The sequence below is a fragment of the Rhodococcus sp. KB6 genome (assembly GCF_001445685.1).
In the GTDB taxonomy this organism is placed as follows: Bacteria; Actinomycetota; Actinomycetes; order Mycobacteriales; family Mycobacteriaceae; genus Rhodococcus_F; species Rhodococcus_F qingshengii.
This window is the reverse complement of the sequence record NZ_LNAK01000098.1, coordinates 1-18,615: the sequence shown is the minus strand read 5'-3', so window position 1 is coordinate 18,615 and position 18,615 is coordinate 1. Positions and strand designations below refer to the sequence as shown.

Sequence of the window (18,615 nt, the reverse complement as noted above, 5' to 3'; positions counted from 1 at the left end):
TCGCCATTGTGAACCCGGTACCCGGCTACGGAGTCAAGTCGTCTCTCGTCGGCGGAAATTCATCTGAGGTTGGTTGCGCGTTATTTCGATATCTGTCAATATCGAAGCATGTCGAATCAAGATGGGGCGGAGGCCGGCGCTTGCTGCTCGCCGCTCGTCCGTGAACCGTTGACCGAGGATTGGGCCGGCGACCTGGCGCGGATGTTCAAAGCCCTCGGCGATCCCGTCCGCTTGCGCCTGCTGAGCTTGGTGGCAAGTCACGAGGGTGGTGAAGCCTGCGTCTGCGACATCTCGGATACGTTCGACCTGTCTCAGCCGACTATCTCGCATCACCTCAAGGTGCTGCGACAGGCCGGGCTGCTCGACTGTGAACGCCGCGGGACCTGGGTGTACTACTGGGTTATTCCGGCTGCGCTGCAACAGCTTTCCGCCGTGCTCCTGGTCGAAGGTACGAGCGTGAGTGTCGCGGACGCGTGCGCAGAGGTCACCGCATGAGCAACACCGCTGCCACCACCGAACACCCCGAAGTCGTCGGAAAACTCTCCACCCTCGACCGCTATCTTGCGGTCTGGATCGGCGTGGCCATGGTCGTCGGCCTGTTGGTTGGACGCTGGATCCCCGGTGTGAACACTGCCCTGGAGAAGGTGCAGATCGACGGCATCTCCCTGCCGATCGCCCTCGGCCTGCTGATCATGATGTACCCGGTGTTGGCGAAGGTCCGCTACGACCGCCTCGACACAGTCACCGGGGACAAGAAACTCCTCGCCGGCTCCCTGTTCCTGAACTGGGTTCTCGGCCCGGCGCTGATGTTCGCCCTCGCCTGGCTGTTTCTGCCCGACCTGCCGGAATACCGAACCGGTTTGATCATCGTCGGTATCGCTCGCTGCATCGCGATGGTGATCATCTGGAACGACCTGGCGTGCGGAGACCGCGAAGCCGCCGCGGTGCTGGTCGCCATCAACTCGGTGTTCCAGGTGATCATGTTCGCCGTGCTCGGTTGGTTCTACCTCTCGGTCCTGCCCGGGTGGCTCGGCCTCGAACAGACCACCATCGACACCTCGCCCTGGCAGATTGCGAAATCGGTCCTGATCTTTCTCGGTATCCCGCTGCTGGCAGGTTTTCTGTCCCGCTTCTTCGGTGAACGCGCCAAAGGCCGCGACTGGTATGACACCAAGTTCATCCCCAAGATCAGCCCCTGGGCGCTCTACGGTCTGCTGTTCACCATCGTCGTGCTCTTCTCGATGCAGGGCGAACAGATCACCTCCCAGCCCTGGGATGTCGTCCGGATCGCGTTGCCGCTGCTGGCGTACTTCGCGCTCATGTGGGGCGGAGGCTACATCCTCGGCGCCGCAATCGGATTGGGCTATGAACGCACGACGACCCTGGCGTTCACCGCAGCGGGCAACAACTTCGAACTCGCGATCGCCGTAGCCATCGCCACCTACGGCGCCACCTCGGGGCAAGCTCTTGCCGGTGTTGTCGGCCCGCTGATCGAGGTACCGGTGCTCGTCGGGCTGGTCTATGTCTCCCTTGCTCTACGCAAACGCTTTGCCGTCAAAGAGGTTTCACCCGCACCCACCGCTACGTAAGTCACCTACAACTCTTCGGGAGTCATGATGAACGAGCACCGCGCCCAGCCCGATCTCCTCTCACCGCAGGCCGTTCTCTCGCGCACCGCGCACGACTTGGCGGCGAAGTACGTCGGAGTGTTCTCCGCGCAAACCGTCGAACGCTATGTCTTCGAGTCCTACACGGCGCTGCGCCGGACCGCGAAGATCCACACTCATCTCACCTCGCTCGCGGCGCGGTTCGCCGCCGACCGCCTCACCGCTTTGGCCCAGTCCAGCGGAGCACTCGCCAAGGACGTGCCCGAAGTTCTGTTCGTGTGTGTGCACAACGCGGGGCGGTCGCAGATGGCGGCGGCACTACTCGATTACCACGCCCGTGGCCGCGTTCATGTGCGCTCAGCCGGATCCGCGCCGGTCCACGAGATCAACCCCGCCGTCACCGCGGCGATGGCCGAGATCGGGATCGATCTGGCCGACGGGTTCCCGAAACCGCTCACCGATGATGTGGTCGCCGCGGCGGACTGTGTCGTCTCGATGGGCTGCGGTGATGCGTGCGTCGTCTACCCGGGGAAGAGGTACCTCGACTGGGCTCTCGACGATCCGGACGGGCAACCCCTCGAGGTGGTGCGGGCAATCCGCGACGACCTCGATGCACGGGTGATCGCGCTGCTCACCGAACTGACCACACCCGTCGCCGTCTGACCGACCTCTTACTTCCGTCTTCGAAGGGAACCTTCATCCTCATGACCAGCAAGCCCAGCGTCCTGTTCGTCTGTGTCCACAACGCCGGCCGATCGCAGATGGCCGCCGGATTCCTCAGCCACCTCGCCGGCGACGCCATCGAGGTCCGCTCCGCCGGATCCGCCCCCGCGAACACCATCAACTCCGCCGCAGTCGAAGCGATGGCCGAACTCGGAATCGACATCTCCGCCCAGACCCCGAAGATCCTCACCACCGACGCCGTGCAGGACTCCGATGTCGTGATCACGATGGGCTGCGGCGACACCTGCCCGATTTTCCCCGGCAAGAGCTACCGCGACTGGGTCCTCGACGATCCGGCCGGCAAAGGCATCGATGCGGTTCGCCCGATCCGCGACGAGATCAAGACTCGCGTACAAGCCCTGATCAGCGAACTCACCGCCCCGTCGGTATCGCGCTGACCGCCCACGCTTCCCGTATTCGATCCCGTGAAAGAGACACTATGACCATCCCGTCCGCGGTCCATGACGTCATCATTGTCGGTTCCGGACCGGCCGGCTACACCGCTGGTGTCTACACCGCGCGTGCTGAGCTCGCGCCCCTCCTCTTCGAGGGAACCCAGTTCGGTGGCGCCCTCATGACCACCACCGAAGTCGAAAACTTCCCCGGATTCCGCGAAGGAATCATGGGCCCCGATCTGATGGAACAGATGCGCGAGCAGGCACTGCGCTTCGACACCGACATCCGCACCGAGGACGTCGAGGAGATCGATCTGAGCAAGCCGATCAAGACCGTCGTCGCGAACGGCGAAACCTACGCCGCGCACGCGATCATCCTCGCCATGGGCGCGGCAGCCCGCTACCTGGGCATTCCCGGTGAAGAACGCCTCCTCGGCCGCGGCGTCAGCGCCTGCGCCACCTGCGACGGTTTCTTCTTCCGCGACCAGGACATCGTCGTGGTCGGCGGCGGTGACTCCGCCATGGAAGAAGCAACCTTCCTCACCCGCTTCGCCCGCAGCGTTACCCTCGTGCACCGCCGCGAAGAGTTCCGGGCCTCGCGCATCATGCTCGAGCGCGCCAAGGCGAACGAGAAGATCCGATTCCTCGTCAACACCGAACCCCTCGAAGTCCTGGGCGAGAACAGCGTCACCGGACTGAAGGTCCGTGACACCGTTACGGGCGAGACGTCCACCCTCGACATCACGGGCATGTTCGTCGCCATCGGCCACGATCCGCGCAGTGAACTCGTCAAGGGCCAGGTCGATCTCGACGACGCCGGCTACGTCCGCGTCGCCCCGGGCTCCACCGCCACCTCCGTCGACGGTGTTTTCGCGGCCGGCGACCTGGTCGATCACACGTACCGTCAGGCGATCACCGCTGCCGGCACCGGATGCTCCGCTGCGATCGACGCCGAACGCTGGCTTGCCGATCGTGGCGACATCACCGCCAACACCCTCGACGCAGCGGGCCATGCCGTCGATGTCGTCGGCGCCCCCTGACAATCGAACCCAGAGACAGGAATTTTCGATGAGTACACCGTCAGTGCTGTTCGTGTGCGTCAAGAACGGCGGAAAATCCCAGATGGCCGCCGGCCTCATGCGCAAAGCCGCCGGCGACCAGGTGGACGTGTACTCCGCCGGCACCAAACCCGGCGACGCGGTCAACGCCCTGTCCGCCGAAACCCTCCTCGAAGTCGGGGTGGACATCACCGGACAAACTCCGACGCTGATCGATCCGCAACTCGTGCGCGATGTCGACCTCGTCGTCACCCTGGGCAACGAAGCGAAGGTCGACTCCGTCGCCGGCACCGACTTCGAGAACTGGGACACCGACGAGCCGTCCGAACGCGGCATCGACGGAATCGAACGAATGCGCCTGGTCCGCGACGACATCGCCGCCCGCGTCGACGCACTCGCCGATCGTCTGACCACGCCCTGACACCTCGATCAGCGCAGCCGCACAATCGAAATCCTGGATGAGGAAAGGACACTCGTGAGTTCACAGATGCCGATCTCCACCGACGTGGTCGTGATCGGAGGTGGTCAAGCCGGAATGGCAGCCGGGTACTACCTGCGCCGCACCGGGCGCGACTTCGTGATCCTCGACGCCGAAACATCGCCCGGTGGATCGTGGCAGCACTACTGGGACTCACTGCACCTGTTCTCACCCGCCGGGTACTCCTCACTGCCCGGTTGGCCGATGCCGGCATGGAGCCCGGGTTTCCCGCCCGCCTCACATGTCGCGGAGTACCTCACCGCCTACGAGACCCGATACGACCTGCCGGTGCAGCGCCCGGTCCGAGTCACCTCGGTAACCCGGTCCGGCGGTGGGTATCTCGTCGAATCCGATCGCGGCAGCTGGTTCGCGCGGGCTGTCGTTAACACCACCGGTACGTGGCGCCAACCGTTCTGGCCGATCTACCCCGGTATCCGCGAGTTCACCGGCACCCAAATCCATACCACCAGCTACAAATCGCCGGCACCGTTCGCCGGTAGCAAGGTTGCTGTCGTCGGCGGCGGAAACTCTGCTGCGCAGATCGTCGCCGAAGTCTCCACCGTCGCCGAGACACTCTGGTTGACGACGCGGGAACCACGATTCCTGCCCGACGACGTCGACGGCCGGGTCCTTTTCGACGTCGCGCGTGAACATGCCCGTGAAATCGCAGCTGGCGAAACCGATTCCGGTGGCATCGCCGGACTCGGCGACATCGTGATGGTGCCGCCGGTCAAAGCCGCCCGCGACCGCGGCGTGATGGTGGCGCACCCGATGTTCGACCGACTCACCGCCACCGGACTGGTCTTCGGCGATCACGTCGAACCGGTGGACGTGATCATCTGGTGCACCGGATTCCGTCCGGTACTGCGGCATCTGCAGTCCCTCGGATTACGGGATGCCGAGACCGGGCGCATCGACATGGACGGAGCGCACGTCGCCGGCGAACCCGGATTGATTTTCCTCGGGTACGGCGACTGGACCGGACCCGCATCGGCCACCATCATCGGTGTCGGCCGCACTGCCCGCGACGCCATCGCAGCACTCGACGACGAAGTCTTTGCTCTCCCCGTCAACTGAGCTAGACCACACCCAACAACTAGAGGACATCGCCATGAGCACCATCGAAGTATTCGAACCCGCCCTGTGCTGCAACACCGGAGTCTGCGGCGACGACGTCGACCAGGCACTGATCACCTTCACCGCCGACCTCGACTGGGTCGCGGGCAACGGCGGCACCATCACGCGCCACAACCTCGCCAATGACCCCCTCGCTTTCGCCGGAAACGACACCGTCGCCGCATTTCTCAAGCTGTCCGGCTCGGAAGGGCTCCCGTTGGCGCTCGTCGACGGAGTCACCGCGCTGACCGGCAAATATCCCACCCGCAGCCAACTTGCGAAATGGGCCGGCCTCACCGAACCCGCCGCCGCAGAGGCGCCGGCCGGGATCATGATGCTCGGACTCTCCGACACCTCGGCATGCTGCGCCACCGACGACGCCGACTCCACCACCTGCTGCTGAAAGCACCCACGAACGCTATGAAGTTCCTCAACGACGCGCCCCGATTCCTGTTCTTCACCGGCAAGGGAGGTGTCGGCAAAACGTCCATCGCCTGCGCGAGTGCAATAACCCTCGCCCGTGCGGGGAAGAAAGTGCTGCTCGTGAGCACCGATCCCGCCTCGAACGTCGGGCAGGTGTTCGGGGTGAGCATCGGCAACACCATCACCGACATCCCCGCAGCGCCCGGACTGTCGGCACTCGAGATCGACCCGGAACAAGCCGCCGCCGCCTATCGTGAGCGCATCATCGGCCCCGTGCGCGGGCTGCTCCCGGACAAGGACATCGCTGCGATCGCCGAGCAGCTCTCCGGGTCCTGCACCACCGAAATCGCGTCGTTCAACGAGTTCACCGGACTGCTCTCCGGCCAAGACGACATCACCGCCGCCTTCGACCACGTCCTCTTCGACACCGCCCCGACCGGGCACACCATCCGGCTGCTTCAACTCCCCGGATCGTGGACCGAGTTCCTCGACGACGGCAAAGGCGACGCATCATGCCTGGGGCCGCTGTCCGGGCTCGACAAGCAGCGCGCCATCTACGCCGACGCCGTCGCTGCGCTCGCCGATCCGCAGCGGACCCGCCTCGTCCTGGTCTCACGTGCCCAGCGCTCGACGCTCGCCGAAATCACCCGCACCCACCGCGAACTCGCCGACATCGGACTGACCCACCAACACGTCGTCATCAACGGAGTTCTCCCCCAACCCGCCGACGACACCGATCCACTCGAGACCGCGATCCACCGACGCGAGCAAGCTGCGATCGCCGCCCTGCCAGACGAATTGGCGCAACTGCCCACCGATCAGGTCCCACTCAAAGCGGCCAACATCGTCGGTATCGACGCACTCGAGGGCCTCTTCATCCCCGACACCGGCGCGGTAGCTGCACCGCCGGCTGCAGCCCCGCAGCCGCTCAGCGCTCCGCTCTCGGCCCTGATCGACGAACTCGACACAGACGATCACGGCCTCATCATGTGCATGGGCAAAGGCGGAGTGGGAAAGACCACCATCGCCGCCGCGATCGCTGTCGCCCTCGCCGGCCGTGGACATCAGGTGCATCTGACCACCACCGACCCCGCCGCGCACCTCACGGACACTCTCGGCGGAGAACTCGACAACCTCCAGGTCTCCCGTATCGACCCCGCGGAAGCCACCGAGCAGTACCGCAACCGCGTCCTGACCACCAAGGGCAAGAACCTCGACGAACGAGGCCGCGCCAACCTCGCCGAAGACCTCCGATCGCCGTGCACGGAGGAAGTGGCGGTCTTCCAAGCATTTTCGCGAGTCATCCACGAATCGAGCCGCAAATTTGTCGTCGTGGACACGGCCCCGACCGGTCACACGCTGTTGCTGCTCGATGCGACCGGCTCGTATCACCGCGAGATCGCCCGCCAGATGGGGGAGAACACGAACTTCACGACACCGTTGATGCGACTTCAGGACCCACAGGCCACGAAGGTCCTGCTCGTGACCCTCGCGGAAACCACACCGGTGCTCGAAGCTGCTGGTTTGCAAGCGGATCTGCAGCGTGCGGGAATTGAGCCTTGGGCGTGGGTGGTCAACAATTCCCTCGCTGCTGCCGAACCGACCTCGCCGCTTCTGCAGCAGCGTGCGGCGGGTGAGATCACCGAGATCGACAGCATTACACGCCGATACAGTCAGCGAACGGCGATCGTTCCGATGCTTGCCGAAGAACCCGTCGGCACAACCGCATTGACGGCTTTGTGTAAGGCCTAGCCATCCCGCGACAGAGACGAATCGGCTCGGTGAGCAATGACCAGTCTCGAAGACGTTGACGCGCTGCTGAATTCGGTCCCTGAATCGCACCTCGAACCTTACGAAGTCGGAACCGCGGTCAACTCGCCCCGCAACAACACCCCGGAGCTTCTCAATCCAGTCTGACCGCAGCTTCTCGCTTGGCGCCGAAGACCCGGCACAGTGATAGGGGAGGGGACATGTCGTTTCCTATGGTCAATGCACATTTCTTGGCGGTATCGGGCAGTAGTCGGACTATCGCCAGCGGTGACGACACCGCCCCCTGTGCTTTCAGGTTTCGGACCCGAGTTTGCTCGGGTCGGCCGATGCGGAGTTCATGGCTCGGTCGCGGGTAGAGAAGCTGTCGGCTGTGCTGCCTGGTGGTCCTGGGCGGCCGTTCGGCGCATCGTTTGGCGTTCTGACCTGGGGTGATGACATGTCCCCATTCTTTGTGGTGGATGGGTGCCGGCGTCTGCCGAGGGTGGGTTGTGGTGTCTAGTCGCAGGGGAGTGTCTGCCAGGTCGGTTACGGTACGGCGCATGCACAGTGACGAGGAGATGGCGCGGCTGGTGGCCGCGGTTCGCGAGCTGGACCCCAAGCCCCGGGAGCGGCGGTGGGTGAGCGTGAGCTTCTGCGTGCTCGACGCCGTCTACAGCATCGGTGCTCACTACGACAATCATGTTGTGCCGGTGGTCGAGCGGGTCGCAGCGGACTTCGAGGTGCAGTCGCCGTCAGTGCAGATGTCGGTGCCGGAGACAGCAGATCCGGTCCCGCTCGACGTGTTCCTCGACCGCTACACGTCGGTGGAAGCATTGTTGGACACGACGAAGAACCGACAGAACACCTCGACCCGCGGCGGAATACGCAAAGCCGACGCGGCACTCCGGTATGCGACGGTGCTGCACGAGCACGGCGTGCTCACCCTCAACGATGCCCGCCGACTACTGACCGACACAGTCCGGCTCGACGCGGTCGAAGCCGCGCTGCGACAGGTACCCGGTGAGGGCAGTGCGGGTGTGCGCCGCGGCTATCTGTGGATGCTGATCGGGGACCAGGACACAGTCAAACCCGATCGGATGGTGTTGCGGTGGCTTGCTCGCCACGGCGCGGAGACGACACCGGATTCTGCGCGTCTGCTTCTACGGAACATCGCTCGGGCACTGACCACGGAGACGGGTCGCGTGGTGACTGCGTGGGAAATCGACCACGCCATCTGGCGGGCCGCACGCTCCGGACACTGACGGCGTCGGGGCTGCATACTGCCCGTATGAGTGATCGTGTCGACGAAGAATTGGCGATGCTGTCTGATGTCTGCCGATACCTACGCTCGGTGGAAGGGCAGGACTTTTCGGTCTCGACGGCGGTTGTGGATCGGGTCCTCGACGAACGCAACGAAACCCGGATCCGTTAGACCGGAGTGAGAGCGGGGCAGCGGGTCCGCCCGATCTTGCGACTGCTCGATGGCGATCTGACTGAGGGTCAAGTGTGCGTGCGGCCGGCGATGAGGGGGACGTGTCATCGTCCCTGTTCAAGGTAGCTATTTGAGGGTTCCCGCCGCATACCCCCAGAAGGTGATTAACCCGTTGAAGAAGTCCGGGTTCAGGATGTTCTGGCCGCGCCGAGCGTTTCGTTGTCTGTCAGCCCGTGCCGATGTTGGCGACGAGTCGTATGGCGACGTCCTCGGAGTTGGTTCCGCGGCGCGTTTCGGCGACGCCACCGGCGTTCGGCCGGGTCGTTGAACATCAGGAAGCGAGCATATGACGCCTCGTGAGGTGGCTATGTGCGGAAGCCGTGTGGTTGGTCGCGTGCGAGTTCCGGTTCGAACGGTGTGAACCAGTCTGCGGGGTCGAGGTTGACTCCGTCCGAGATGGGTTCCGGCCAGAACAGTGTCAGCACGTCGTGGTCCTGGAAGAGGTAGTCGAGTGGGCCGTCCCAGTCGTCGTCGTCCTTGTATGGAGGAAGATCCGCGATGTCGTCGATGAACCGGTCTGCTGGCATGGCTGTGCGGGCAGCTCCGATGATCAGATGGAGCGCCATTTCCTCACCGGTACAGCGAGGTTCGGGATCGAGCTCCGCAGCTGCATCGGCGGAAAGATCGTCGAACGCCCTGGCCATTGTTTGTCGCCACGTCGCATCCTGGGTCCAGGTGCATTCCGGAAGCTCCGCGAGCACCATGCATCCGGAACCTGGTTGGACCGCGAGATCGCCGAGCATGTGAACGTCGGCGAGCACTGCATCCGCCAACTCCGACGCTACCCGCGAAACGATGTGACACTGGCGTGGTGTCAACGTCGGAGCATCCGGATCGAAGGTGTCGTCGTAGTCGTCGTCAGGGGTCGGGACCAGGTGCATGCCTCGCAGACTAGACCGCGTCCTGTTGTTTCGTTGGGCCACACAGCATTTATCTCTTACGGGGTAGAAGCGTTCGCGAGAGCGTCGCCGAGTTGGTCGGATGCTCGATGCCGAACGCCGGAAGATTCGCGTGGCCCCCTGAGCTACGGATCAGAAGGCGCAGCACTGACGCGGTCTGAGGGTAGATCGACCGGTTCGGGTGGTCGCAGGTTGTTGCTGCCCAGAATCTCGGTGTCACCCAGCGGCTGTCGGATCTTTATCGCGGCAAGTTGAGTAAGTTCTCGCTCGATGCCTTGGTCAATCTGGGTAGCAAGGTCGGTGTGCACGTCGGAGTGCATGTCGACACCGATGCCTAACCGATCACTGACGTGCGCCCGGTGCATGAACGGGTCCCGCGTGCAGGCAAGATTGTGGGCTGAGCACGGTAGTTGTCGCGAGAGGTCGGATTTGTCATGGGTTCAGTGCACGAGGTCATCGAGGCGTTCCGTGAGGCTCCGTCGAATTCGGAGCGGGGCACGAAGTTCGAGCAGTTGATGGTCCGGTACTTCGAGCTCGATCCGCTGCTTTCGCAACAGTACGAGAAGGTGTGGCGCTGGATCGACTGGCCTGGCCGTAAGGGTAAGCCGGACACCGGCATCGACCTCGTAGCCCGCGAACGCGACACCGGCGAGTACACCGCTATCCAGTGCAAGTTCTACGAACCCACCAGAACCCTCTCCAAGGGCGATATCGACTCTTTCTTCACCGCATCGGGTAAGGCTCCGTTTTCCAATCGGGTGATCATCTCGACGACCGATCGGTGGGGGAAGAACGCCGAAGAGGCTCTGGAGGGACAGTCGATCCCGGTGCAGCGGATCGGGATGGCCGAGATCGCCGAATCCCCGATCGACTGGGACATCGCCTGGCCCCAAGGGGAGCTGCAGGTCAACCTGTCGGAGGCGAAACGTCACGAGCCGAAGCTGCATCAGCAGACCGCGATCGACGATGTCTTCGCCGGGTTCGAGAAGGGGAGCGACCGCGGCAAGCTGATCATGGCGTGCGGTACCGGAAAGACTTTTACAGCGCTCAAGATCGCGGAACGTGCAGCATTGGAGAACGGCGGCAACGCCCGCATCCTGTTCGCGGTGCCGTCGATCTCCCTGCTCTCACAAACCCTGCGGGAGTGGACCGCGCAAACACAGTTGGATCTGCGGGCGTTCGCGGTCTGCTCGGACACCAAGGTCTCCCGCTCCGCCGAAGACTTCAACATCCACGACGTCGCGATCCCGGTCACCACCGATCCGGCGAAGCTGGCGGCGGAGATGGCGCACCGTAAACGCGCCAAAGGTTTGACGGTGGTGTTCACCACCTACCAATCCCTGCCCGCCGTCGCGAAAGCGCAAGAGCTGGGGGTGGATCCGTTCGACCTGGTGATCTGCGACGAAGCGCACCGCACCACCGGCGTCACCTTGTTCGGGGAGGACGATTCGAACTTCGTCCGCGTCCACGATGCCGAGTTCCTCAAGGCCACCCGCCGGCTGTACATGACGGCGACGCCGCGGATCTTCGACGAGACGGTCAAGGACAAGGCCGAAGAGCATTCGGCCGAGTTGACGTCGATGGACGACGAAACCGTCTACGGTCCGGAGTTTCACCGGCTTTCGTTCGGTGCGGCTGTCGAGCGGGGTCTGCTCACCGATTACAAGGTGATCGTGTTGACCGTCGACGAATCGTTGATGGCCGCGCCACTGCAAGATCAGCTTGCCGGCGTGCACAGCGAACTGCGTCTCGATGATGCGTCGAAGATCATCGGCTGCTGGAACGCGCTGGCCAAGCGCGCCGGTGAAACCCCCGAAGGAACAGGCTTCGCACCGGGGGAGGCGCCGATGCGCCGCGCGGTCGCGTTCGCCAAGGACATCGCCGCCTCCAAGCAGGTCGCCGAAGTATTCCCGACGGTCGTCGATGCCTACCGTGACCTGCTCGAGAACAGCGAAAACGACGGCGGCACGGTCGATTCCACCAACCTGGACTTGACGTGTTCGGTGCGCCATGTGGACGGCACGTTCAACGCGCTGCAGCGCAACGAACAACTCTCCTGGCTCAAGGCACCGATCCCTGAGGGGGAAGCCCGGATCCTGACCAACGCCCGCTGCCTCTCCGAAGGCGTGGATGTTCCGGCGTTGGATGCGGTGATGTTCCTCAACCCCCGCAACTCGGTGGTCGACGTGGTGCAATCCGTGGGCCGGGTGATGCGCAAATCCGACGGCAAGGACTACGGCTACATCATTCTGCCGGTCGCGGTGCCGGCCGGAGTCAGCCCGTCGGAGGCGTTGTCGAACAACACCCGGTTCAAAGTGGTGTGGCAGGTCCTCAACGCGCTTCGCGCCCATGATGATCGGTTCAACGCGATGGTCAACTCCATCGCCCTCAACGCCACCACCAACAAGAAGGACGGCAAGGGCAACGACCGCCTCCTCGGTGGGCACATCGGACCACTCGTCGAGGTGGGCGAGAGCTTCGACAACAACGGCAACAGCAGTAGCGGTAGCAGCGGTAATGGTGTCGATGGAACGGGTTCCGGCAACGATTCTGCGCAGGGTGTCGCCGACGGCACCAACACCGGCGACGGTGGTGGGATGGCGACGCAGATGGCGTTGTTCTCCCTCTCCGAATGGCAGGAAGCGATCTACGCGAAGATCGTCGACAAGGTCGGCACCCGCGCCTACTGGGAAGACTGGGCCGGTGACGTCTCCGACATCGCCGCCGCGCAGATCACCCGCATCAACGCCCTCCTCGCCGGCGCCAACACCGCAGTGGCGGAAGAGTTCGAGCGGTTCCTCACCGGTTTGCGCGACAACCTCAACGATTCGATCAGCCGCGACGACGCGATCAGCATGCTTTCGCAGCATCTGATCACCAAGCCCGTGTTCGACGCCTTGTTTGCCGAGCACGACTTCGCATCCCACAATCCGGTTTCGCGGGTGATGCAGTCGATGGTCGACACCCTCGACGACAGCGGTCTGGAAGCGGAAACCGCCAGCCTCGACGCCTTCTACGCCTCCGTGCGAGTCCGGGCTACCGAGGTGACGAGCGCCGAAGGCAAACAGAAAGTCATCGCGGAACTGTATGAACGGTTCTTCAAGATCGGCTTCAAGAAGCAGTCCGACGCCCTCGGTATCGTCTACACCCCGGTGGAGATCGTCGACTTCATCCTCCGCGCCGCCGATGCGGCACTGCGGGATTCGTTCGGACGTGGCCTCACCGACGAAGACGTGCATGTTCTCGATCCATTTACCGGAACTGGAACGTTCATGACCAGGCTGCTGCAATCCGGGCTCATCAACCCGACCGATTTGGCCCGCAAGTATGCGAATGAGTTGCACGCCAACGAGATCACGCTGCTCGCCTACTACGTCGCCGCGGTGAATATCGAAACCACCTATCACGCACTGGTGGATCAGGGCGGAGACGCGGCGTACGTTCCGTTCGAGGGCATCGTCCTCGCTGATACCTTTCAGATCACCGAAAGCGGTGACAGCCTCGACGCGGAGATGTTCCCGCAGAACAATGCTCGGATCATCCGCCAGAACGACACCCGCATCAACGTCGTCATCGGCAACCCGCCGTATTCGGTGGGGCAGACCAGCGCGAACGATCTGAATGCGAACGTCGGTTACCCGACGTTGGACGGCCGCATCGCCGACACCTACGCGAAGCTCTCGACCGCGACGAACAAGAACAGCCTCTACGACTCCTACCTGCGCGCGTTCCGTTGGGCGACGGACCGCATCGGTGACTCCGGTGTGGTCGCATTCGTTTCCAACGGCGGTTGGGTGGACGGCAACACCGCCGACGGAATCCGACTGAGCATGGCCGAGGAATACGCACACATTTACGTCTACAACCTGCGCGGAAACCAGCGCACCGCCGGTGAACTGTCTCGCAAGGAAGGCGGAAAAGTTTTCGGCTCCGGTAGCCGCAACACCGTCGCCATCTTCATCGGCATCAAAAACCCGGCGCATCACGGTCTGTGCGAGATCCACTACCGCGACATCGGCGACTACCTCACCCGCGAAGACAAACTCTGGATTGTCTCCGAAGGGCACCTCAATACCGTCGAGTGGCAGGCGATCACCCCAAACAGTCACGGAGACTGGGCAAATCAGCGTGACGACACGTTCACGACCTGGCCGGCCATCGGAGACAAGAAGGGGACCGCGAGTACGGCAGTGTTCGCTCAGTTCTCAATGGGACTCAACTCCGCGAAAGACGCCTGGTGCTATAACTTCGCAGGTGATGCGCTGACCTCCAACATCGACCGACTTCTCGAGAACGTCAATCTTGCCGCGACGACTTTCGAAACGCTCGTAAGTAAGGGGGAAATGGCACGAACCGGTGTCGCGATGAGCAAGTTCCTTGATCAGAGACCAGACCTGGCTGACGGCACGAAGCTGAAATGGAGCCGGAACCTGATCAATAGCGCGGCACGATACGCCCCGCTGACCGCCGACGAGGATGGGATGCGTATCGGCAGCTATCGGCCGTTCTGTAAGCAGCGTGCCTACCTTGACCGCAAGGTCAACGACATCATCTACCAAATCCCGTCGATGTTCCCCACACCGCACCACACAAACATCGGCTTCTACGTGGTCGGTACAGGCTCGGACAAACTGTTCTCAGCGTTGATGACCGACGAGATTCCCGATTTGTCCTTCTGGGGCTCGGGAAGTGGTCAGTTCTTCTCCCGATGGACCTACGTCAAGCCCGAATCGGCTGATGGTGAGCTAGATTTCGCTTCCACCGACACCACCGAGGTCGACGAGCACGGCTACCGCCGGGTCGACAACATCACCGACGGCGTCCTAGCCCTCTATGTCGGCGCGGTCGGCGATCAGGTGACCAAGGACGACATCTTCTACTACGTCTACGGACTGCTGCACGATCCCGCCTACCGCGAGACCTACTCGGCGGACTTGAAGAAGATGCTCCCGCACATCCCGACCCCGGACAGCCGGGAACGTTTCGAGCAGTTCGCCGCGGCCGGTCGCCGGCTGTCCGAACTGCACGTCAACTACGAGTCCGTCGCGCCGTACGACCTCGACGTGCAGCTCAAGACCGGCGCGAACCTGGACGACCGTGAGACGCTGCGGATTTCGAAGATGAAGTGGGGCAAGCGGAAAGACCCGGATACGGGTAAGAACGTCGACGACCGCACTACCATCGTCTACAACCCGAAGGTCACCATCACAGGTATTCCGGAGGAAGCTGAACGCTTCATGCTCGGCTCGCGTTCGGCGTTGGCGTGGATCATCGAGCGCTACCAAGTCAAGACCGACAAGGCATCCGGGATCGTCAGCGATCCCAACGGCTGGTGCGACGAGCATGACGACCCGACCTACATTGTCGAGTTGATCAAGCGTGTCACCACTGTCGCAGTCGAAACCATGAAAACTGTTGATGGACTTCGCGCATGAAGACAACGGATCGCAGCGCGTGGCGCGAATCGCGACCCCGTAGACAATCGCCGAGGTGTAGGGCGTGCCATGCCGTCGCAGTTCCGGGCGGCGGTAACCGTTGAGTGCGACGTCCAGAAGTCAGGAGCGCGACAACGATTTAGCGGTCTTACGTGACCAACTCGAACCCGTGATCGCGAGCCTTCGTGACCTTCATAACGGCGATAAACTTGCGGCGGGGTGCGAGCATCTCGGCCTGCCGACGCCGCCCGGCGAAGGCACGAAGGCCGAGCGCATCGGTGCGAGCTTCACTGCATTACCCGACAGTGACCTTCCTCAGGTCGCCGTGGCGGTCCTACGTGAGCTGAGGATGGCTGCAGCAACGCGCAATGCAGTTCAGGATGCGCTCTGGGCCTTGGCAGATTCACCACAGATCGAGCGCCGAACTCGGCGGGACATCGCACGAAGCCTCGACATCGAGGACGTGGCCATAGGTGGAGAGCGGCTCGTCTCGATGCTGGACGCACTGTGGATCCTCGACGACAGACTGTTCGGCGACCTCTTCAATGACCGGGGAAACCTGCGAGACCGCGTCCACCGGCACGTCATCCACAATCCTGGGGACTGGTCCACCGAAGAGTTGTTCGAGCAACTCGGAGCGTTCGAGGCGAGTGACCGGCGGTTCGCGATGTTCCTCGAACGACTGATGTCAGCTGACGTCGTCCTCGACGAGGCGGTCCAGCGACGTCTCGTCGACACAGTGAATCCGCACCTACATGCGGTGGGGCTCGCACTGATCGAGACCGGTGCAGATGGCGGCTACCCGGTGTTCGAAGTTGTTGCCACATCGGTAGCGCGCAACAGGCGGCCGAAGAACCTCGTCTTCGCCTCACCGGTGCGGCCGGACATCCGTTTCGTCGACGCTGTCGACAACGACATCGAGATCGTCGATCACGAGGATGCCGACACCAGAGCCCTTGTCTACGACCGCTCCATTGGCCCGGACGGTATCTGTTGGCGTGATTTGCAGGCCTGGTGGAAAGAAACGGAAGGTTTGGATGACGACGAACTAGCGAAATCGACGCTGTACAAACGTCTTCGGTCCAGTCTCCCCAAGACTTCCCCGCCACAGGCCTTTCTGTTCGACCAGTACCACCACATCTTCAAAGACTTCGTCCAAGACCTTCCCGCGCTCCTGCCCGAAGTATGGCTGCACTGGGACCCCAAAACGATCCGGCACCGCGGCGTGAATGCTCTGCCGAGACTCCGTATGGACTTTCTGTTGCTCATGCCGGGGAGCACGCGGATCGTCCTCGAAGTCGATGGGCAGCATCACTATGCAACCGATGGGAAACCCGACCCGCGGCAGTACGCGAAGAACGTGTGCGCCGATCGCGAGCTGAAGCTGCGTGGGTACGAGGTCTTCCGGTTCGGTGCCACTGAGCTGCGAAACGACGCGCAGTCGCGAAAGTTGGTCCAGGACTTCTTCGAAGCACTCTTTCGGCGGTACGACGTTCCGGGCCTCACGTAGTGCGCGGTGACCTGGAAAACGGAACTCCGCTAGCGACTTAGGACCACTGACAGTTCCGTGCACGCTGTGGTGGAATCGCCCCGATGGAGACCCCGCGCAAACCGATGACAAGTTGCAAACAGTGGAGACGATCGCGTCGGTGAATAAGGATGCTGTTGTTCGTTTTCGAAATCGACCCTCACCCGATAGCGTGTGTACCTGTGCTCGATACCAGTCATCCGGGACCGGACTACACACTTCGATGGCCGAGGGAACTGTTCGTTCTCGAATCCAAAGCGCTGCGCGAACTTGTATTGAGTAACAAAGCGGAGTGGAACAGGGGAGTCGAGTGGTTGCTCACTGAAGCATTCGTCGCAGATGTACCTGCCGACGATTTTCGCGAAGCTAGTCAAGGATTCCTTCGCTCAAGTGACGTGTGGGCATCGACTCCGGCCAAGCTGGGGCGCATAGGTACTAAACCGGAGACCCTGTTTCTGCAAGATCTGATTTCGGCCGCTGAAAGACTTCCTGAAGAACATTCACCGCGACCCTATTACGCCGCCCGAGTATCCAGTCGCTCGTCTGAAGCTGCCCACCGTGACAGTCCTGACCTGGCTGCTGCGCAACGGGATTGGTTAAGAGAAGTGGCACTCATTCAAAATCGTGGATATCTAGATCGAGTTGCCCCCCGCCCGTGCGTCGATGACGATTTTCCTGGATTGCAGGATCAAGACCTCAAGCTAGACGAGGTGATCGCTGAACGATTGGGCGAAGCTGGCTTGTGGTGGCCACGCCCAGAAGTATGGGACGAACAAACGTTCTACAGTCTCATCGAAGTTTTCCATGATCTCGTGGCTAGACCGCGGGATCGCTGGCTCCACAATTTCAACGGTTGCGGATGGCACTACGAACGATTTGCTCCCTATCCGGCGCAAGTGCTGTACCGGTGGACGGTCAACCGAATGCTGAAGCGTCACGGGATCGATCTGATTCTGACCAAGAGCGGGGAAGACACTGGACGACTGGCTCATCGAGTCGACGAGGGACGCCAAGACCTCATCGATTCTGCGTTGGACGCTCCGGATCAGGAACGGAGAGTGTCTGTTTCGCACGCCATCGCACTATTTCGCTCACGAAACGCGGGTCGCGATGAGAAGCGCAGTGCATGCACCGTGCTCGCAAGCTTGCTCGAAGAGCGGCGCGCGCTTCTGAAATCTGAACTCTTCAAGAAAGACGAAGGAGCGCTGTTTCAGATTGCAAACGAGTTCGCCATTCGGCATCGAGATGCCAAACAACACCCCGAGTATGACGATGCGTATCTCGATTGGATCTTTTGGTGGTACTTGTCCACAATCGAGCTCACCGACAAGCTAGTCCGCCGCCAGACCGACGGATAGCCGATCTGAGAGCTGAGGGGACTGCTGTTGCCAGAAATCTTCCCGACTCGTGACTTTTTGTTGCGTTTCAGGGCAAACTCCGTGAACAGCAACGGCTTCCGGAGACTTTAGTGTTCTTCAAGTTTCGTGGAGTTGGGGACTGCCCCCGTTCACAGTGAGGTCTTGTCCCATAAGATCGTTTCCAATAGGTTTTTCAGTCTGGCTTGGGCGGCTGGAGACTGCTGCTGCAACATGGGGCCTTGACCCCGGAAACTGGACACGGGGTTTGTGATTACGCGGCTTTCTGCAGGCTATCGGATGTGTGAGCGTTTTCGTAGTCGGCAGGGCTGAGATAGTTGCAGTACGAGTGCCGGC

At 62.3% G+C, this 18,615-nt stretch carries 15 protein-coding genes and 2 pseudogenes; 16 read left to right on the top strand and 1 reads right to left on the bottom strand.

Going from position 1 to position 18,615, the window contains the following annotated elements:
- Positions 1–108: 108 nt before the first annotated feature.
- The 12 genes and pseudogenes from ASU23_RS12405 to ASU23_RS34240 all read left to right on the top strand — a co-directional run bounded on the left by ASU23_RS12405 (position 109) and on the right by ASU23_RS34240 (position 8,981).
- Positions 109–495: a helix-turn-helix transcriptional regulator gene (locus tag ASU23_RS12405; RefSeq protein WP_020971547.1), complete on the top strand. Its 387-nt coding sequence runs from the start codon at positions 109–111 to the stop codon at positions 493–495.
- Positions 492–1,589 (top strand): ACR3 family arsenite efflux transporter, encoded by a 1,098-nt coding sequence (gene arsB, locus ASU23_RS12400; protein WP_011133472.1) that lies wholly within the window; start codon positions 492–494, stop codon positions 1,587–1,589. Before ASU23_RS12405 ends, arsB begins: the two co-directional genes overlap by 4 nt.
- 27 nt (positions 1,590–1,616) lie before the next feature.
- Positions 1,617–2,270 (top strand): arsenate reductase ArsC, encoded by a 654-nt coding sequence (locus ASU23_RS12395; protein ID WP_011133473.1) that lies wholly within the window; start codon positions 1,617–1,619, stop codon positions 2,268–2,270.
- Positions 2,271–2,311: 41 nt separating this feature from the next.
- Complete coding sequence (locus ASU23_RS12390; protein WP_058038023.1) at positions 2,312–2,728, top strand: arsenate reductase ArsC; 417 nt, start codon at positions 2,312–2,314, stop codon at positions 2,726–2,728.
- 41 nt (positions 2,729–2,769) lie between these two features.
- Entirely contained in the window at positions 2,770–3,765 is a 996-nt protein-coding gene (gene trxB, locus ASU23_RS12385) for a thioredoxin-disulfide reductase (protein ID WP_058038022.1), read from the top strand.
- A 28-nt stretch (positions 3,766–3,793) separates the two neighbouring features.
- Complete coding sequence (locus tag ASU23_RS12380; RefSeq protein WP_054802002.1) at positions 3,794–4,204, top strand: low molecular weight phosphatase family protein; 411 nt, start codon at positions 3,794–3,796, stop codon at positions 4,202–4,204.
- 66 nt (positions 4,205–4,270) lie between these two features.
- Positions 4,271–5,338, top strand: coding sequence for an ArsO family NAD(P)H-dependent flavin-containing monooxygenase (locus tag ASU23_RS12375; RefSeq protein WP_058038028.1), 1,068 nt, complete (start codon positions 4,271–4,273; stop codon positions 5,336–5,338).
- A gap of 34 nt (positions 5,339–5,372) precedes the next feature.
- A complete protein-coding gene (gene arsD, locus ASU23_RS12370) occupies positions 5,373–5,780 on the top strand; it encodes an arsenite efflux transporter metallochaperone ArsD (RefSeq protein WP_058038021.1) in 408 nt (135 codons plus the stop codon).
- Between the two features lie 17 nt (positions 5,781–5,797).
- Positions 5,798–7,552, top strand: a complete 1,755-nt coding sequence (arsA, locus tag ASU23_RS12365; protein WP_058038020.1) for an arsenical pump-driving ATPase — start codon at positions 5,798–5,800, stop codon at positions 7,550–7,552.
- A 48-nt stretch (positions 7,553–7,600) separates the two neighbouring features.
- A pseudogene (locus ASU23_RS34850) lies at positions 7,601–7,717 on the top strand (SOS response-associated peptidase); the annotation flags it as partial.
- A gap of 392 nt (positions 7,718–8,109) precedes the next feature.
- Positions 8,110–8,811 carry a hypothetical protein gene (locus ASU23_RS12360; protein WP_058038019.1) on the top strand — a complete coding sequence of 234 codons (702 nt, stop codon included), beginning with the start codon at positions 8,110–8,112 and terminating at the stop codon, positions 8,809–8,811.
- Positions 8,812–8,837: 26 nt separating this feature from the next.
- A complete protein-coding gene (locus tag ASU23_RS34240; RefSeq protein ID WP_172827053.1) occupies positions 8,838–8,981 on the top strand; it encodes a hypothetical protein in 144 nt (47 codons plus the stop codon).
- A gap of 365 nt (positions 8,982–9,346) precedes the next feature.
- On the opposite strand, the gene ASU23_RS12355 is transcribed toward ASU23_RS34240, so the two are convergent.
- Positions 9,347–9,922, bottom strand: coding sequence for a hypothetical protein (locus ASU23_RS12355; RefSeq protein ID WP_054801997.1), 576 nt, complete (start codon positions 9,920–9,922; stop codon positions 9,347–9,349).
- Positions 9,923–10,119: 197 nt separating this feature from the next.
- Here ASU23_RS12355 and ASU23_RS33365 point away from each other — a divergent pair.
- From ASU23_RS33365 to ASU23_RS12335, 4 genes and pseudogenes are all read left to right on the top strand, one after another.
- Positions 10,120–10,278, top strand: a pseudogene (locus tag ASU23_RS33365) (XRE family transcriptional regulator); the annotation flags it as partial.
- Between the two features lie 96 nt (positions 10,279–10,374).
- A complete protein-coding gene (locus ASU23_RS12345) occupies positions 10,375–15,375 on the top strand; it encodes a DEAD/DEAH box helicase (RefSeq protein WP_058038017.1) in 5,001 nt (1,666 codons plus the stop codon).
- A 169-nt stretch (positions 15,376–15,544) separates the two neighbouring features.
- Complete coding sequence (locus ASU23_RS12340; protein WP_197486208.1) at positions 15,545–16,885, top strand: hypothetical protein; 1,341 nt, start codon at positions 15,545–15,547, stop codon at positions 16,883–16,885.
- Between the two features lie 200 nt (positions 16,886–17,085).
- Positions 17,086–18,261: a hypothetical protein gene (locus ASU23_RS12335; RefSeq protein ID WP_058038015.1), complete on the top strand. Its 1,176-nt coding sequence runs from the start codon at positions 17,086–17,088 to the stop codon at positions 18,259–18,261.
- The last annotated feature ends 354 nt before the right edge of the window (positions 18,262–18,615 follow it).

Bases quoted from the DNA above. Each gene is read 5' to 3' on its own strand.
- ASU23_RS12395 (WP_011133473.1), top strand. From the start codon at position 1,617: ATGAACGAGCACCGCGCCCAGCCCGATCTCCTCTCACCGCAGGCCGTT.
- ASU23_RS12390 (WP_058038023.1), top strand. From the start codon at position 2,312: ATGACCAGCAAGCCCAGCGTCCTGTTCGTCTGTGTCCACAACGCCGGC.
- ASU23_RS12375 (WP_058038028.1), top strand. From the start codon at position 4,271: ATGCCGATCTCCACCGACGTGGTCGTGATCGGAGGTGGTCAAGCCGGA.
- ASU23_RS12355 (WP_054801997.1), bottom strand. From the start codon at position 9,922: ATGCACCTGGTCCCGACCCCTGACGACGACTACGACGACACCTTCGAT.
- arsB (WP_011133472.1), top strand. From the start codon at position 492: ATGAGCAACACCGCTGCCACCACCGAACACCCCGAAGTCGTCGGAAAA.
- trxB (WP_058038022.1), top strand. From the start codon at position 2,770: ATGACCATCCCGTCCGCGGTCCATGACGTCATCATTGTCGGTTCCGGA.
- ASU23_RS12345 (WP_058038017.1), top strand. From the start codon at position 10,375: ATGGGTTCAGTGCACGAGGTCATCGAGGCGTTCCGTGAGGCTCCGTCG.
- ASU23_RS12405 (WP_020971547.1), top strand. From the start codon at position 109: ATGTCGAATCAAGATGGGGCGGAGGCCGGCGCTTGCTGCTCGCCGCTC.
- ASU23_RS12380 (WP_054802002.1), top strand. From the start codon at position 3,794: ATGAGTACACCGTCAGTGCTGTTCGTGTGCGTCAAGAACGGCGGAAAA.
- ASU23_RS12360 (WP_058038019.1), top strand. From the start codon at position 8,110: ATGCACAGTGACGAGGAGATGGCGCGGCTGGTGGCCGCGGTTCGCGAG.
- ASU23_RS34240 (WP_172827053.1), top strand. From the start codon at position 8,838: ATGAGTGATCGTGTCGACGAAGAATTGGCGATGCTGTCTGATGTCTGC.
- arsD (WP_058038021.1), top strand. From the start codon at position 5,373: ATGAGCACCATCGAAGTATTCGAACCCGCCCTGTGCTGCAACACCGGA.
- arsA (WP_058038020.1), top strand. From the start codon at position 5,798: ATGAAGTTCCTCAACGACGCGCCCCGATTCCTGTTCTTCACCGGCAAG.